The sequence below is a fragment of the Paenarthrobacter sp. YJN-5 genome, from assembly GCF_015040095.1.
Taxonomy (GTDB): domain Bacteria; phylum Actinomycetota; class Actinomycetes; order Actinomycetales; family Micrococcaceae; genus Arthrobacter; species Arthrobacter ureafaciens.
The window spans coordinates 84,230-98,812 of the sequence record NZ_CP053546.1 but is presented as its reverse complement, the minus strand read 5'-3'; the positions used below and the strand labels follow the sequence as shown (position 1 = coordinate 98,812).

16 protein-coding genes are annotated in these 14,583 nt (G+C 64.2%); 6 read left to right on the top strand and 10 right to left on the bottom strand.

From position 1 onward, the window contains the following. Window positions 1-48: 48 nt before the first annotated feature. On the bottom strand, window positions 49-930 hold the full coding sequence (locus HMI59_RS24440; protein ID WP_193594487.1) for an ATP cone domain-containing protein: 882 nt from the start codon (window positions 928-930) through the stop codon (window positions 49-51). A gap of 330 nt (window positions 931-1,260) precedes the next feature. Here HMI59_RS24440 and HMI59_RS24435 point away from each other — a divergent pair, with 330 nt between their 5' ends. Then, window positions 1,261-1,833, top strand: coding sequence for a DUF2690 domain-containing protein (locus tag HMI59_RS24435; RefSeq protein ID WP_193594486.1), 573 nt, complete (start codon window positions 1,261-1,263; stop codon window positions 1,831-1,833). A 67-nt stretch (window positions 1,834-1,900) separates the two neighbouring features. On the opposite strand, the gene HMI59_RS24430 is transcribed toward HMI59_RS24435, so the two are convergent. From HMI59_RS24430 to HMI59_RS24390, 9 genes are all read right to left on the bottom strand, one after another. Next, window positions 1,901-2,410: a hypothetical protein gene (locus HMI59_RS24430; RefSeq protein WP_193594485.1), complete on the bottom strand. Its 510-nt coding sequence runs from the start codon at window positions 2,408-2,410 to the stop codon at window positions 1,901-1,903. A gap of 20 nt (window positions 2,411-2,430) precedes the next feature. After that, window positions 2,431-2,856, bottom strand: a complete 426-nt coding sequence (locus HMI59_RS24425; RefSeq protein ID WP_193594484.1) for a DUF4913 domain-containing protein — start codon at window positions 2,854-2,856, stop codon at window positions 2,431-2,433. Then, on the bottom strand, window positions 2,849-4,621 hold the full coding sequence (locus HMI59_RS24420) for a type IV secretory system conjugative DNA transfer family protein (protein WP_193594483.1): 1,773 nt from the start codon (window positions 4,619-4,621) through the stop codon (window positions 2,849-2,851). The genes HMI59_RS24425 and HMI59_RS24420 overlap by 8 nt, the downstream gene beginning before the upstream one ends. Then, entirely contained in the window at window positions 4,621-6,216 is a 1,596-nt protein-coding gene (locus HMI59_RS24415) for an ATP/GTP-binding protein (protein WP_193594482.1), read from the bottom strand. Before HMI59_RS24415 ends, HMI59_RS24420 begins: the two co-directional genes overlap by 1 nt. After that, a complete protein-coding gene (locus HMI59_RS24410; protein ID WP_193594481.1) occupies window positions 6,216-7,727 on the bottom strand; it encodes an SCO6880 family protein in 1,512 nt (503 codons plus the stop codon). The genes HMI59_RS24415 and HMI59_RS24410 overlap by 1 nt, the downstream gene beginning before the upstream one ends. Window position 7,728: 1 nt before the next feature. Continuing rightward, window positions 7,729-9,015: a hypothetical protein gene (locus HMI59_RS24405; RefSeq protein ID WP_227471737.1), complete on the bottom strand. Its 1,287-nt coding sequence runs from the start codon at window positions 9,013-9,015 to the stop codon at window positions 7,729-7,731. Between the two features lie 103 nt (window positions 9,016-9,118). Beyond that, window positions 9,119-9,844, bottom strand: a complete 726-nt coding sequence (locus tag HMI59_RS24400) for a hypothetical protein (protein WP_193594480.1) — start codon at window positions 9,842-9,844, stop codon at window positions 9,119-9,121. 11 nt (window positions 9,845-9,855) lie between these two features. Then, on the bottom strand, window positions 9,856-10,146 hold the full coding sequence (locus HMI59_RS24395) for a hypothetical protein (protein ID WP_227471736.1): 291 nt from the start codon (window positions 10,144-10,146) through the stop codon (window positions 9,856-9,858). 10 nt (window positions 10,147-10,156) lie between these two features. Beyond that, entirely contained in the window at window positions 10,157-10,771 is a 615-nt protein-coding gene (locus HMI59_RS24390; protein WP_193594479.1) for a DUF6668 family protein, read from the bottom strand. 142 nt (window positions 10,772-10,913) lie between these two features. On the opposite strand from HMI59_RS24390, the gene HMI59_RS24385 reads away from it, so the two are divergent. The 5 genes from HMI59_RS24385 to HMI59_RS24365 all read left to right on the top strand — a co-directional run bounded on the left by HMI59_RS24385 (window position 10,914) and on the right by HMI59_RS24365 (window position 14,506). After that, window positions 10,914-11,195 (top strand): helix-turn-helix domain-containing protein, encoded by a 282-nt coding sequence (locus tag HMI59_RS24385; protein WP_193594478.1) that lies wholly within the window; start codon window positions 10,914-10,916, stop codon window positions 11,193-11,195. Between the two features lie 26 nt (window positions 11,196-11,221). Beyond that, window positions 11,222-12,289 carry a CHAP domain-containing protein gene (locus HMI59_RS24380; protein WP_193594477.1) on the top strand — a complete coding sequence of 356 codons (1,068 nt, stop codon included), beginning with the start codon at window positions 11,222-11,224 and terminating at the stop codon, window positions 12,287-12,289. A gap of 13 nt (window positions 12,290-12,302) precedes the next feature. After that, complete coding sequence (locus HMI59_RS24375; protein WP_193594476.1) at window positions 12,303-12,818, top strand: hypothetical protein; 516 nt, start codon at window positions 12,303-12,305, stop codon at window positions 12,816-12,818. 9 nt (window positions 12,819-12,827) lie between these two features. Continuing rightward, complete coding sequence (locus HMI59_RS24370; protein WP_193594475.1) at window positions 12,828-14,222, top strand: chromosome partitioning protein ParA; 1,395 nt, start codon at window positions 12,828-12,830, stop codon at window positions 14,220-14,222. A 125-nt stretch (window positions 14,223-14,347) separates the two neighbouring features. Then, on the top strand, window positions 14,348-14,506 hold the full coding sequence (locus tag HMI59_RS24365; protein WP_193594474.1) for a hypothetical protein: 159 nt from the start codon (window positions 14,348-14,350) through the stop codon (window positions 14,504-14,506). Window positions 14,507-14,583 lie beyond the last annotated feature (77 nt).

Here is a 14,583-nt window from a genome sequence, read left to right as displayed (position 1 = left end):
GCCAAGCCGCATTAAGCCCGGTGGCCCTCGTACCGCTTGATGCCGCCGTCATTTTGCGCGGGCCCAGTGCCGCCAGTCTTTCGTAACGTGCAAGCGTGGGGAGGGTGCGTTGATCAGGTCAGTGGCTTCGTTGGCGAACTCCCGAATTCCCCGGATGTTTTTGACGATCGTTGCCCACCGCAGATAACCGATATCGTCGACTCGGCGCAGGTTTAGGAGAACCGAGTGTGAGATTTGCGTGGACTGGACGATGCGTTGGCCTCGGAGGTCACTGAGCACTAGATGGGCAATCATGAGTGCTTTAGCGTCGGCGTCCGCCCTTCCCCACAGTGCGGCGTGGATTCCTTTGCGGAGCTGCTTGATGGCAAAGGCAGGTCGTCGGCCATCTCGCTTGAGGACAGTTTCGGGTCGCCAGTCCAGTCTTCTCGGCGCGGCGAGCCTCGGCCAGGGTTGATGTGTGAAATGTCCGCGTTGATTCTCCGCGTGGATGTCGGAGTACCGTTCATGCACCCAGGCCATAACGGCGGCAGCGTCAGGCCATCCGGGCCGGTTGTCGTTTCGGCCATGGATTGCCATGGCATAGAGAAGCTCGGCCATGCGGAAGCTGCCACCGCCGCGCTCTGCCAGTTCTGCTTCAACCGCATCGGAGATCACGGTATCCGGAAGGGCGCCGACGATGAGTTTATGCTTGCGGTACTCCTCCTCCGTGAGGTGAGTCCGGGCTTCGGGAAGGTTTCGTTCGATGCGCCGGATCGCAGTGTCTACCACGGCGTCGATCTGGCTGTCGTCAAGGGGGCCCTTTCGCTTGAACAGTATGCCGACGATGTCTTTTCGGAGCGTCGTCCGGCTGAATGGTTCTGGGGCGAGCCTATTGTCACTCGACCGTCGAACGGCAAAGTTGTCCAGGTCAGGTTGTGTGGGCACTTCCACGGTCCGGAACGTGTGGCCGTTGCTGCATATACGCACTCTCCGGACGATCGACGCAGTCAGGTCCGGGCGCGTCTGCGGGATCTCACTCGGAGCACCGCAAACTACACACGGCATCCCTCGTGAATTCCGCGACCGCTGACTACTGGTAGTCGTCATAGGGCCTAATCATCCCTCGTTTCATGCACTAGGGCTACATATAGCAAGGTGGCGCATTTTTGGGCATCCAGGTGCTCTAAGGATGTACTTCGAATCGGAGGCTCGACAGAGTGAATTCAGGAGCATACCAAGGACGGGCTCCTCAATATCGGATCGTCACAGACAGGAGTCATCATGGACACCTTCCGCAAGACAATCTCGGTCGGCGCGATGGCATTAATGCTGGCGCTATCGGTGGTGTTCGCCGCGCCTGGCCATGCCAGCGCGACGAAGGTTCAGGTCAGCGCGTCAACACCTGTGGCAGCGGCGGCGACAGCGCTGAGTACAGAATCCAGCCCAGCCTGCTACGGAGACTACTGCAGCGGGATGGATCCGGTTGCCTCCGGATGCTCGGAGGGGGCTGTCACTCTCGACTCGCATGTGCAGGGTCTTGGCGGAGGCATTGTCGAGCTCCGGTATTCCGCCAAGTGCGGGACAAACTGGGCCCGATGGACCGCGTACCCGACGGGTTGGTGCATGAACTGTGGAATTGTGGGCCTCCGAGCAGTTCAGGACACCGGCTACACCCAGTCAATCGACCTGACCAACACCGAAATTGGGGACGGCGAAAGCGTCTGGTCTCCGATGATTTACAGTCCCGTGAAGAAGGTCAAGGCGGAAATCATCAACATCTGCGGCTCGGCCGGGATGGTGGCATCCGCCTTCGACTGCGCAACGAATGGAGTGGAATCAACACGATCCCTGTAGCCAAACCAGCACGCATGCATCAGCCCCAGCGGCATCCGCTGGGGCTGATGCATGCAATAAGGCAAGCTCACTTTCTTGGGCCGGGGCCGCGGGTCTTTTGCACCTGATGGCGCCATGATTTCGGCCGCTGCGGGGCGCCGCCGAGTTCTTTTTCAACATCTTCAAATGCAGCCACCCAGGTCTTCGCGTGGGCCGCTGATCTGCTGGCTCCGTAGATGTCACCGATGCCTGCCAAGATGAGCACCAGAGCGATGCCGTATACAGCGATGGTCTGTGCATCAACGGGTAATCCCATTGAATCTGCCTGTTTGAACAGCACGGGAACCATCAAGGCAATACCCAGGGCGAGGGCGGGGAAAGTGGCCACTGCGTAGTAGCTCGTCGAGAACCTGGCCGCTTGCAACAGAATGAAGCGTTTTTCACGCGGCAGTGCCCGGTACTCTTCGGCATCCTTTTCAGTGGCCAGACGGCGAGTGAGGTGAGTGTGATCCCATCGACTGGCGGCCTTCTTCCTCTTGGCGAGAAAGTCCGCCAGTTCGCTCAGGGAACGACGGTCGGCTCGTATCCAGCTGCGCATCCAAAGAATGAGGGACCGCATCAGAACAACCCCGCCGGTGGTTCCTCACAGGGCAGAGGGGCGAGTTTGGTGCGGTGGCCGTCGTCGGGGTTGCAGCCTTTGAAGGGGCCGTCGGCTGAGAGGAGCACGGACATGTGGTGGTCTGCGTGGTCTCGCCACCAGACGCTCATGCCGGTGGTGCCGTCGAGGCGGAGGAATTCCCAGGCGCGCCAGAGCGCTTCGAGGCGGCTGATTGCTTCGGCGTGTTTCCACCATTGCGGGCACCAGGTGGTTCCGCCTTGGACGTTGATTTGGCGTCGGTAGGTTGTGGCGACTTTTTCGGTGACGAAGGCGGCGACGTTGGGGTAGAAGAGTTCAGGTTCGGCCACGTCAACTTCTGCTGGCTCCGCGGCGTCAGTGCCGGTGTCGTCTTCTTCGTCGTCCCACTCTCCCATGCCGTTAGTCATCGGGGCCGCCCGCGGTGACCCATCGGTTGGCGCTGTCCGAATCCTGCCGCTGGTTGGCTGGGTCGTGTGCGGTGATGGAAGCCTTTACTGCTTCTGCATGGGGTCCACTCATCCATGGGACTGTTTCCAGGAGTGCTGCCGGGGCGCCGGAGGCGAACATGATGGCGCGGCCGCGTGGAAAGGCGGCGAGCTCGGCGACATCGAGGGTGCGTTCCTTACGGTCCTCGTCGTGGCTGTAGGAGGTGCCTTGTTTGGAGCGGCTTCGGGTGGTGTTGGCATAGCGGTACTCCCCCACGAGCTGGGCAAGCTCATTGAGGAATTCGGCTTCGGCGACACCGCCGCCGTAAACCTTGATGTTGGACGCGGACCAGAGTTTGCGCATACCGTCACGTCCCCAGACTTCCACGCCTTGGGACCAGGATTGGAGGATGGTCATCAGTACGATGCCGCGGGAGCCGTAGTGGCTGTAGAGGTTGGGTAGTTCCCGCCAGCGGCAGACGTTGGCTGCTTCATCCAGGACCCCGATCATGGGGGTGGCCAGCCGGCCGCCGGGTGAGTGGACGGCGAGTTCTTCGGCAGCTTCGACGGTGGCAACGGTCAGTGCAGTGACCAAGGGCCCGGCGGTGCCTTTGCCTTCCTTGGACAGGCTGTACAGGGTGCCCTTGGACCGGATGAACCCGGCGGGGTCGAACTGGGGCCGGGTGTCGTTTTCCCCGTTGGGGGTGACCCAGCGGGCCACTTGCCGGTTGGTCAGGCAGGAGGCCATCTGCAGGGCCGTGCCGTACACGCCGCCGCGCTGTTTTTCGGGGGCGTTGATGACGCCACCGACGGCGTTCGCTGTTTGGGTGAACCCGCCGGCTTTGAGAATATCGACGGGTTCGTCGTCGGCGGGGCGGGTCAGCCAGGTGTGCACCTGGGTGATGGGCCGGTCGTCGAGGGCGGCTGCGAGCAGCAGCCCGGCGAGGAGGTCCTGCCCCGCGGGGTCGAAGTAGGCATCGGTTTTGGCGTCGGGGCCGCGGGAGCCGGCAGCGAAGTGGTCGGCGAGGCGGGCGGCGCGGACTTCGTCGGTGACGTAGGACAGCGGGTTCCACCACCAGGTGGGTTCCTCCAGGGCCACCCCTTGCGGGTCGAACACCCAGACCGGGCCTTCGGCGGCGCGGACCTCGCGGGTGCCGTCGACGATGTCGCGTTTGTTGGAAGTCACCAACGCCGCTCCTGGGGCTGCGAGGATCGCCGGGATGGCCCGGGAGGTGGTCTTGCCGGTGCGGGGTCCCCAGATGTCGATGTGCATGTCTTCCCAGGAACCGTAGACCATCTGCCCGCCCAGCACAGTTTTCCCTACGGGGACACCGGGGGATCCTTTGACGCCGAGGCGTTCGGCGGTGGCGGTGGCACCGCGCAGGCTCAGCGCCCGGAGGTCGCGGCCTTTGGCCATGTACTGCGCCGCGGCGTCCACGCGGGAGCGCTTGGACTTCCGGCGGGCCACGGCCCGGATCACCAGGACCGCGACGGCGAGGATTACCGCGGCGAAGCCGATGAGGACCCAGGTGGCGGCCGGAGGCCAGATGATTTTGTGGGAAATCAGGCTGAAGACGAGCTCGAACGGGTTGGCCGGCAGTTCCTGCCCGTCGCCGGCGATAAGGGATCCGAGATGGACGGCTCCGGTGACTGAGCCGACACCGGCCACCACGAGGGTGATGAAGGTCCAGAGCAGGGTGGTTTCGGCGTCGATTCGGTTCCGTCGGCCGCTGGTGGGTGCGCCCATCAGTTCTCCCCTTCCCCGGTGGTGATTCTCCAGCGCTTGTTTGTATCGTGCAGGTTTTCCTCGACGCTGGTCAGCTTCAGCGCGACGGGGATCCCGGGCCGGCCGCCGACTTTGAAGAGGAACTTCCCCAAACCGGGGCGGACCCGTTTGCGGGATCCTCCGATGTCGGTCCATGACCCGGGGTCGGCCCAGGAGATCAGCCGGGATTGCTCGGCCCGGGAGAGGGTGACGGCTTTGTTCAGCTTCTCCATCTCAGCTCCCGGGAGGGCGCCGCAGACGACCATGCCGGAGCGTTCGACGAAGCCGCGGGCTTTCATCCGTTCGGATTCGGTGGGCAGGGCTTCGAGGTCGCTCATGGTGTGGGTGATCATGGCCTGCCCGACACCTTCGGTACGGTTCAGGCGGGTCAGGGAATCGACGCGGTCGACCATGCCTTCACCCGAACGCAGCGCCCGCCAGAGCTCGTCCATGACGACGAAGTAGTTCCGTCGCGGTTCCAGCCCGGCGTCGGCCAGGGTGTGGGCGACCTGAACGGTCGCGAACCCGGTGGACCAGCACGCCAGCAGGCAGGCGGCCTGGATATCGCGCTGGGTGTCGGATATTCCCGACAGATCGAAGACCACGGGTTTAGTCAGGTCCATGGGCTGGTCGGTGGGTTGGGAGAACATGTCCGCGAACCTGCCGGACCCGTTCAACGAGTACAGGGATTGGCGCAGTTGGTCGGTCGCGTCGAGGTAGCGGGACATGTCGCCACGGTCCAGGGCGATCGCACGCAGCTCATCCGGTGCGTCCTTGATGACCTCGATCAGATCCCCGATCAGCGGGACCCGGTCCAACCGGTCGTCCAGGATGTGCAGGGCACGGTCGATGAGGGATTCCTCGTGGGCGCTGGGTTTGGCGTTGCGCACGATCGTGATCAGCGCCGTGACCATGTTCAGGCGCCGGTTGTGCGAGTCGGCCATCAACTGTTCGGCCAGTTTCTCGGCCTTCACCCCCGCAGCCAGCAACGACGCCGCTGTTGCTTCGTCCGTGGACCGGTCGGCGTTCGCGCGGTGTTCTTCGGCGGAGGCGCGCAGCCGGGCGGACGCGCCTGTCGCTTCGCCGGGGTCCAGGACGTTCAGGTGCCCGCGGCCGGGACCGAGGCTGATGACCTGCCCGCCGAGGGCTTCGATCAGGTCTACATAGTCCGGTTTCAAGTCCCCCAGGATCAGCGGGTTGATTCCCCGGCCGGCCAGGCCGAGGACGATATGGCGGACCAGAGTGGATTTGCCGTAGTGCGGCAGGCCGAGGACGAACATGGAGGGGTTGTTGATCATGCCGTGCATGAACCAGCTGATCGGGTCGGCCCCGAACGGTGCCCCGGTGTCGGTGTGAACACCGATCGGCACGCCCAGGACCGGGGTGCCGGACCCGCCCACGAACGGCCACAGCCCGCAGACCTGCACGGAGGTGCCGCGCCATTCATCCGCGGCGGTGACGTACACGGCTTCGCCCTGCCCGCGGCCGCGCCAACCCCGCAGCCCGGGGCGGCGGGCAACGGCGGCAGCGAGCCCCGTTGAGGGTTTGCGCTGGAGCTTGGTGCGGCGTTGAAACATCACATGGCCTCGCGGATCTCTTCGGGGACCTTCAAGTGCTTCGGCAGCACCAAACCCAGGGGCAGGGACGCGGCAAACGCGGAATCCTGGGAGCCGTAGGCGCGGCGCAGCAGCAACCGGGCGGACGGGCCGAGGTTGCCCTCGACCACGGCCACGGCATCTTCAAGATCACTGGCGGACAACACCGTGGCGGTCACGACCATGCCGAAATTCACCAACCCGGCACCCTTGGCTTCCTCGGCCGCGGCGGCCTGCGCGGCGCGGGCGTCCACGACGGCGCGGGCGGTGGGCCGGTTGGTCGAGGAAGCCCGGGTGAGCGCGCTGGTCTGGTTCGATTCGACGATCGCGGCGGCGCGGCCGGCTTCGATCGGCCGGTACAGCAGCGTGACGCGTTTACGGTCGATTTCTCCGTGCGGGGCCACGAGCCGGGCAAGGGCCGAGGCCAGGATGTGCCCGCGAGGGGCGTCGGTCATGGTCCAGGACACCGAGTGCCCGGAGTCGTGCCGGTAGCCTTCCCATCCCGCTTGGTGGGCCGACGGCCCGACGTCGGACCAGTCCAAGCTGATGGGGGTTCCTTGGTAGTGTGCTTCGTCGATGAGCTTCGACGCTGCAGGGTCGTACGCGACCCTCACGACCTCGCACAGTTCCTGGGCGGTCAACGGTGCGCAGGCCCCGGCACCTGTGGATTCCAGACGCTCGGTCAATCCGGGCAACCTTGAAGCGAGGTCCCGGGCGATCTCCTCGGCGGTGCGGCGCTTGCCTCCTGCCCGGGCAGCGGCACTGAAGGTCAGCGCGACCCAGGCCCGGATCGTGGCCGATCCCTGCGGGTAGGTCTGCAACGCCTCCCGCAGCATGGCCTTGGCAATGTCCGGAGCATCGTCGTGAATATTGGACTCCACTTCACGGCGCAACCTGGCCCCGGAATCCGGTGCGGTCTCGACCGTGACCGATGCTGCCACGACGGCCGGTTCGTTCGACAAGGACGCCAGCCAGCCGCCCCAATTGGCCACCCACGCATCAACCTGCTCGGGGTCCACCAGGGAGGCACCGTCGGGCTGGGTACCGAAAACGACCGCGTAATGGGCCGTCGATGGCAAGTGGATCAGGGCAAACAGCCGGCCGTAGGAGTCCGAGAACTCGTACAGCTTCGATCCTGCGGCGATGCCCGGCAACTGGTACTCACCCCACGGGGTGAGCCCCAACGGGCCGGAGCGGTAGATGTTGGCCTTCCTGCGCCGCGCCGAGCCGAACGCCAGACGGGCGAAGGCCCGCTCCCCCACCGATTTGTTGTGCTTGTCCGTCACCGAGACGACCGACAGTGCAAGCCCCAAAACAAGCAGCGCGATCAGGCCAGCGAGCCAGCCGCCCACGAAGAAGCAGATGACCGTGATGATCAGGCCAATGAACAGGCCGGCGGTTGCCAGGCCTCCGAGGGTGCCGATGCCAGCTTTGCGCGGACGCCACCAATTGCCGTAGGTCGGTTCCCTGTAGGAGTTCTCAATAGCTGCCATCTCAGGCGCCCCCCGTTGATTCTTCGCCTAAGTCTCTGACCGCCCCTGAAGCGGCCTTGCCGGCTTCGAGGCCCTTCTGTGCTGCGAGCACGCCAACCCCGACCGGGCCAGCAGCTGCCGCTCCCCCGGCCACAGCACCACCCCCGGCCGCCGCACCACGTCCGGCGGCCGCGCCGCTGGACGCGGAGCCGCTGCTGCCCGCGGGCGAGCTACCGGCCCCTGCCGACGCCGATGCGCCCGCACCTGGTGTGGCTCCCGTGGCTCCAACGGCCTGGGACCCGGTCTTTCCTGAGGTGCCGCGGCTTCCCGCTGTGCCCGGGTTTCCGGTGCCTGTGGGGCCTTGGGATCCCGGGTTCTGGCCGGAGAGGCTGCTATGTGTTGCCGTGCTGGTGGAGGAACCGCTCCCCCGGCCGGCGCTGCCCATGCTGATGGCCCCCGACGCCAGAGCACCGACTGCTCCTGCCGCCAGAGCGCCGCTGCCACCAGCGACCGCTCCCACCATGGGAGTCACGAAGCGCATGAGGGCCGGCATGGCGAACAACGCGATGACCATCAGCGCCAAGCCGGTGACCGTGGTCAGAAGAGCGGACCCGAAGTCTTTGCCGTCACCGACATTGCCGAAAATCCTGCTGCCACTGAGCTGGAACGCCGTGGCGTAGACGATGGCCGCGGCAGGTTTGTACAGGATGAATGCGATCAACCAGGCCACGCATTTCTGGAACCAGCCTTTACCGGCCTCTGTGTTGGTGAAAGCTGCGGCCGTGGGGAAGATTCCGGTGAGGACAACGAGCAAACCACCTCGGATTATCATGAGTACGATCTGCATCACCGAGGCCAGAATCGCAATCAGCCCCAGCAGAATGATCATGATGGACCCGATTGGGCTGCTGGCCGAGAGCTGCAGCATGGCCGTGATGTTCTCGTTGAACGAGGTGCCACCGGTGGAGTTGGTGATGATCCAGGCCGAGAACTGATCGGCCGCGACCGTCAGCAGACCCACCGCCGCGACGCCTGCCCCGGAAACGACGATCAACGTCGCCAGCGAACGCACCAGATCCCGCAAGGGCGCTCCCCTGCGTTCGATCATCATCTTCGCCGCCCCCACCAGCACAGACAAAACCGCAAGGGCCGCGGTCCAGAAGTAGAGACTGTTCTGCAAGAACAACACCGGATCACTCGCGGTAGAGCCTCCCGGCGCTGCCGTCAGGTTCGGCGTCCCCACATTCACCCAAAACGTCCCCAGCGTCTTTACAACGTTTCCGACGGCGTCTGCGATGGCTTGCGCCATGTTCTTCACTGCATCGTTGGCGCGGTCACTTGCCCAGTCCGAGACGACGCAGCCTACTTCCCAGGGTTGGCATGGCTGTCCATTTTGATCGGCAGGACGCAAGCTAGACCCCCGCCCAGTCAATGAAGCCGCTCAAATCGGTGAGTTGGCGCGTTTCCGGCTGCCCGGTGGCTGGGAGCACCCACTTCCAGTCCCCGTCCTGCCATTGCATGGCGACAGGCACCGAACCTACGCTTCCGTTGGCCGTCTTTATTCCGTACTCAACGACTGCACGATCACCTGTGTAGTCCAAGATCTTGTAACCAACCAGCTGAAATGGAGCAGTGGTCGGAGCACTGGTTTCAGGCGCCGCAAGCATTTTGTCTCGTTGGGGTCCGTCCACCACCAGATGCTGAGCCAGAATGTTTGGTCGCCCAGAGCTTCCAAGGATGATCAGGTTCGCCCCAGCGTAGAGCGCTCCGGTGGGTGAGTGGGCAAAGCATGATCGGAGCCCGTCTGCTGCCGTCTTGCCGGGGCCGTATTGCTTGGGTGCGGTGGGCGCAGCGATTTTTCCGATCAATTCCCACTTGGTGTCCGTCGGTGTGGTAGCCGGTTTGGCCTGGTTCCCGGCGGGAAGGCCACAAATACTGGCAGCCGAAGTGTCGCTTGGTTGGGCACTGGGGGTGTTTGCCGCAGTGGTGCTGGGGTCGGCTGTGGGGCTTCCGCTTCCTTTGGGGATCAGGGCCAGGATGACTCCGAGCGCGATAATGATCGCCACGACAACGGCCGCGATGATGAACTTAGGTTTGGTTAGCGGATTCTGGTCTTCGTTCACGGTCGGTTCAGTCACGGCGGGGCTCCTTAGACGAGGGCGCCTACAACGCCGGCTGCAGAGGCGCCCAGGATGCAACCTCCCATGACCCATGCGAGACGGCCGGCATGCTCGCCGCCTTCACCGCGCCGGTTGTTGATCATCATGGTTGCGGCGCAGATCAGGACGCCGGCGATGGCGATGCCGAAGACGATCCATGCGATCCACTTCAGGATGGTCAGCAGACCATCGGATCCGGGGGGTGCCTCGCCCAAGCCGGGGTTGGGTATCTCGGTGATGGCGAAGTTTGACCATTCCAGGGCCTTGGAGAACAGCATCATTTTCTTCTTTCTACTTGGCCGGAGAGCCGGCGGCAGTTACTGCGATGCGCACCTGATCAAGAACGGTGCGTGCTTCTTTGGGAAGATCCTCAGTGGAGATGTCGTGCCCGTACCGCCAAGGGTCGACCCAGGGGAAGTGCCAGAGGTGGGGCACTCCCCCACCGACGATGCGGGAGTAGTCGCGGATCTCTTTGGGCAGCCGCCCGGGGGCGTCTGCCATCACCACGAGGCCGGAGACGTGGATCCCGGGGACCGAGCCGGAGGCCCATTCTGTGGCCGCGCGCTGGGCAGCACGCAGACCCGGGATGTTGGAACGGGCGACCAGGATGACCGTGGACCCTGCTTCGGTGATTGGCCAGTGGTGTTCGGCCGCCTTGGTGGTCTTGTCCAGTCGTGCCAGCGAGGTCTCGCCCGCGCCGCCGTGCACGCCGAGCCACCAAAAGCCGGGCTCCCGTCCGGTGGTGTTCCACCGGGGCAGCCTGTCGGCTTGGTCCGGCGGCGGAACGCTCGACTGCGGCCGCGATGGCCCTGTGGCGACAAATGCGGGCTGTTCTTCGATGATGGGAGCGGGCTCTTCGGCGGTTTCTGTGCCGGAGGTCACCCAGCGGTTCTTTGAGATCGGCATTTCACATCCCCTGTAATGTCCGCAAAGATCGTATCTGTACCATCTGACTCGAAAGGCCCCCAGTGACTCCCCAACACACCGCTAGTACCTTTCAATCACTCTTAGTACATCACAGTACCAATTTATGGTCTACGATGGCTCTATGCGGTGGGACGGACTGAGCGTGGACCCGAAGTACCTGGAAGCTCTCTTCGCCAAGTACCCGGAGCGTTTGACGCCCCAGGACCTCGAGGAGATCTTCGGGTTGTCCCGCAACACGGTCTACCGCTGGCTTCAGACTGGAGTGATTCCTGCCTACCAAGTCGAGAAGACATGGTTGATCGCCAGAGATCAAGTCAAAGACTGGGTCTGGGAGAACCGGAACACGCTCCGGCAGGGCAAAACGCCCGGAGCGACCGAGGACGAAGCCGACCAAGCCCAGTAAGCGCCGAGCAGATGTGAGGGGGACACATGCAGTCACAAAGGACCGGACCAGTGCTGGTCACCGGTGCTGTGCTCGCCCCGATCGGCCTCGTACTCTCCATCATCCTGTTCGGCGGCGGTTCCCGGGCCGCGGCCGACGTCTGCTCCCCGGCCGGGTCGAGCGTCAGTGTTGACGAAACCCAACTGCCCAAAGTCGCCGTCGCAGGCTACCAGGGTGAGCAGCTGAAAAACGCGGCCCTGGTCATCAACGCCGGCAAGGCCCTTGGCCTCTCCGCCCGCGGGCAAACCATCGGCGTAATGACCGCCATGGGCGAATCCGGGCTGCGCGTCCTGGATTACGGCGACGGTCCCGGCCCTGACTCCCGTGGCCTGTTCCAGCAGCGCGACAACGGCGCGTGGGGCTCCTACCAGGACCGGATGAACCCCACGACCTCGGCCACCAGCTTCTTCTCCGCCCTGGAAAAGGTCGACGGCTGGGAATCCCTCGAACCGACGATGGTCGCGCACCGGGTCCAACGCAACGCCGACCCGTTCCACTACCGCACTTATTGGGCGGCCGCCGTCGACGTCGTCGCCGCACTGTCCGACGTGAGCGCCACCGGCCCCGGCGGTGAAAACACCTGCGGGATCCCCGGCTCCTCCGGCAAGGACGATGACCTGCCCTGGCGCACGGCCAAGATCTATGAGCCATCCCCGCTGGGAATGTTCAACCGCGAATGCGTCGACTTCGCCCTCTGGCGGGTCAACCAGCAGCTCGGCAGCACCACCGCACCCTACAAGGTCCTCAACGGCACCTTCCGGCCTGACGGTGCCGTCCTCGGGTCGGCACTGACCTGGAAAGACGGGTGGGACGCCAAAGGCTGGCCCACCGGCCCAACGCCCCGTGTCGGGGCCGTGGTCTGGTACTCCCCGGGCGCCGGCGGCGCCGATGGCACTTACGGTCACGTCGCCGTCGTCAAAGCCGTCAACGGCGACGGCAGTTTCCTGGAAGAGGGCTACAACGGCAACCCCGCACCGAACGATCACGCCTACTACACCCGCACCGTACAGAACAGCACCCCCAGTGCCTTCCTGTACCTGCCCGGAAGCAACTAACAGGAGGAAAACCATGAAACGCGCCCTGACAGCCCTGGCAGCCGTACTCATGTGCACGGCCTGCTCACCGGCCTCCACCACCACACCCGCCCAGCCGCCGCCCAACGCCACGGCCACAACAACGGCCACCCTCAGCGCAGGCGGCAAATCCCAGGCACCCGGAGGGACCGCCCCGGCAACCATCGGCATCGCCTGGGACGATGCCAGCAAAACCGCAGCCCTCGAGACCGCGACCAAGGCCATGACCCTCTACGCCCGCCCCACCGTCACCGACAAAGTCTGGATACAGGAACTGGGACAACTCCTGACACCCCAAGCAGCCTCCGACTACCAATACGTCGACCCCGCCAACATCCCGGCCACCAGGATCACCGGAACCGGGCAGCTCAAAATCGACGAGAACAACGGCTTCGGCTGCCACGTCGTCTTCGGCACCAACGCGGGAAACTACGACATCCAACTGCTGCGCACCGCCGCCGACAAACCCTGGCAGGTCAACCGCTTCACACCACCGAACGGCACCAAGTAAGGACAGAAGATGGAAACCCAAGCACTCGACTTCCCCAAAATCGACGCTGTCCTGCGCACCAACGGAACCGGCGAGGTCACCATCAACGGAACCTCCCACGCCATCGAAGCCGCCGATGAAGCCGCCGTCCTGAAACAAGCACTGACCCTCATCACCGAGACGGCAGCCCAACTCGGCCGGCCCGTGAAAGTCAGCACCACCGACCCTGACGGGCAAGGCACCATCATCGTCTCCCCCGAAGGAACAGTCAGCGACACCGCACCGGTCAAAACCATCCCCCTCCGGCAGAAAGCCGAACACACCACAGAACTCACCCCCGCTGTCCCGGCCGACACGGACAAGACGCCGGTGCCAACTCCAGCAGAGCCTGCCACGCCCGCACCGGCCACAACACCCAAGACCGAACCATCACGAGCCACCCCGGAACCACCCGCCGCCGCACCGTCTGAGCGTAAAAGCCTCAAAGACACCTCGTTCCTGGTCAGCGCACCGGTGCTGGAACCTGCGACACGCGGCTGGCGCGGCGTCCTCAGCCGCCTGGGGTTCCGGATGGACCCCTCAGCCGAAGAACTCGCCGAACGCGACGACATCCGTACAGTCAGCCAACACTGGCCCGGCCCCCGCACCGTCGCCGTCGTCAACCGCAAAGGCGGAGCGAACAAAACCCCAACCGTCGTCATGCTCAGCGCCATCCTCGCCCGCTACAGCGGAGCCGCGACCGTCGCCTGGGACAACAACGAATCCCAAGGAACACTCGGCTGGCGCACAGAAAAAGGCGCCCACGACAGAAGCGTCCTGGATCTAATCGACTCATCCCAAGCACTGCTCTCCCCCAGCGCACAAGCCGCAGAGATCGCCCGCTACGTCCACCACCAAACCGCGGACAAGTTCGACGTCCTGCGCTCCGACGAAAACGACGAAGGCGACCACGAAGTCACCGCCGAAGAAGTCGACCTCGCCCACCAAGTCCTCACCCGGTACTACAGGCTCATCGTCATGGACTCCGGAAACACCTCCAGGGCAGCCAACTGGCGGCGCATGATCGACTACACCAACCAGCTCGTCGTACCCGTCACCGCCATCGAAGACCGCGCCGAAGCTGCGCGCCTGACACTGCAAACCCTCGAATCCCGCGGCGGCCACCACGCAGAACTCGCGCGCAACGCCGTCGTCATCGTCTCCGAATCCACCGACGCCAAACGCAGCATGAGCGGAGACGCCCTCAAACGCGCCAAAGACGAAGCCCGCCGTATCGCCGAAGGATTCACCCCACACGTCCGAGCCGTCGTCCGCATCCCCTACGACCCAGCCCTCGTCAACGGCCCCATCCGCTACGACGCCCTCCAACCCGCCACCCAACGAGCCTGGCTCGCGGCAGCAGCCGCCGTAGCCAGAGGTTTCTAGGCGACACACCGCGCATGCTCCCCACTCTAAGAAACTGTTACCGCTTGAATAGGGCTATGGCAGGTAGAGGAAATAACGGAGGCGGACGCCGCAGCAAGGGCGAACGCCGACTTGTAGGTACCCGCATGCCCGTCCCCGACGCCGACAAGCTTGCAGCGGTTGCGGAAGCTAAGGGCATGTCCGTAAGTGACTATGTTGCAAAGCTCGTGACGCAGCATCTTAATCAAATTCAACTTGAAACGCTCAGCAATCAGGAGGCATTGCCCATTCCAAGAGCTTCCTAACAAAAGAAGGCCCGCACTACGCGGGCCTTCTCGGAAGTATTAAGTCCAGATCCAGTTCTTGGCGGGACACGATCTGA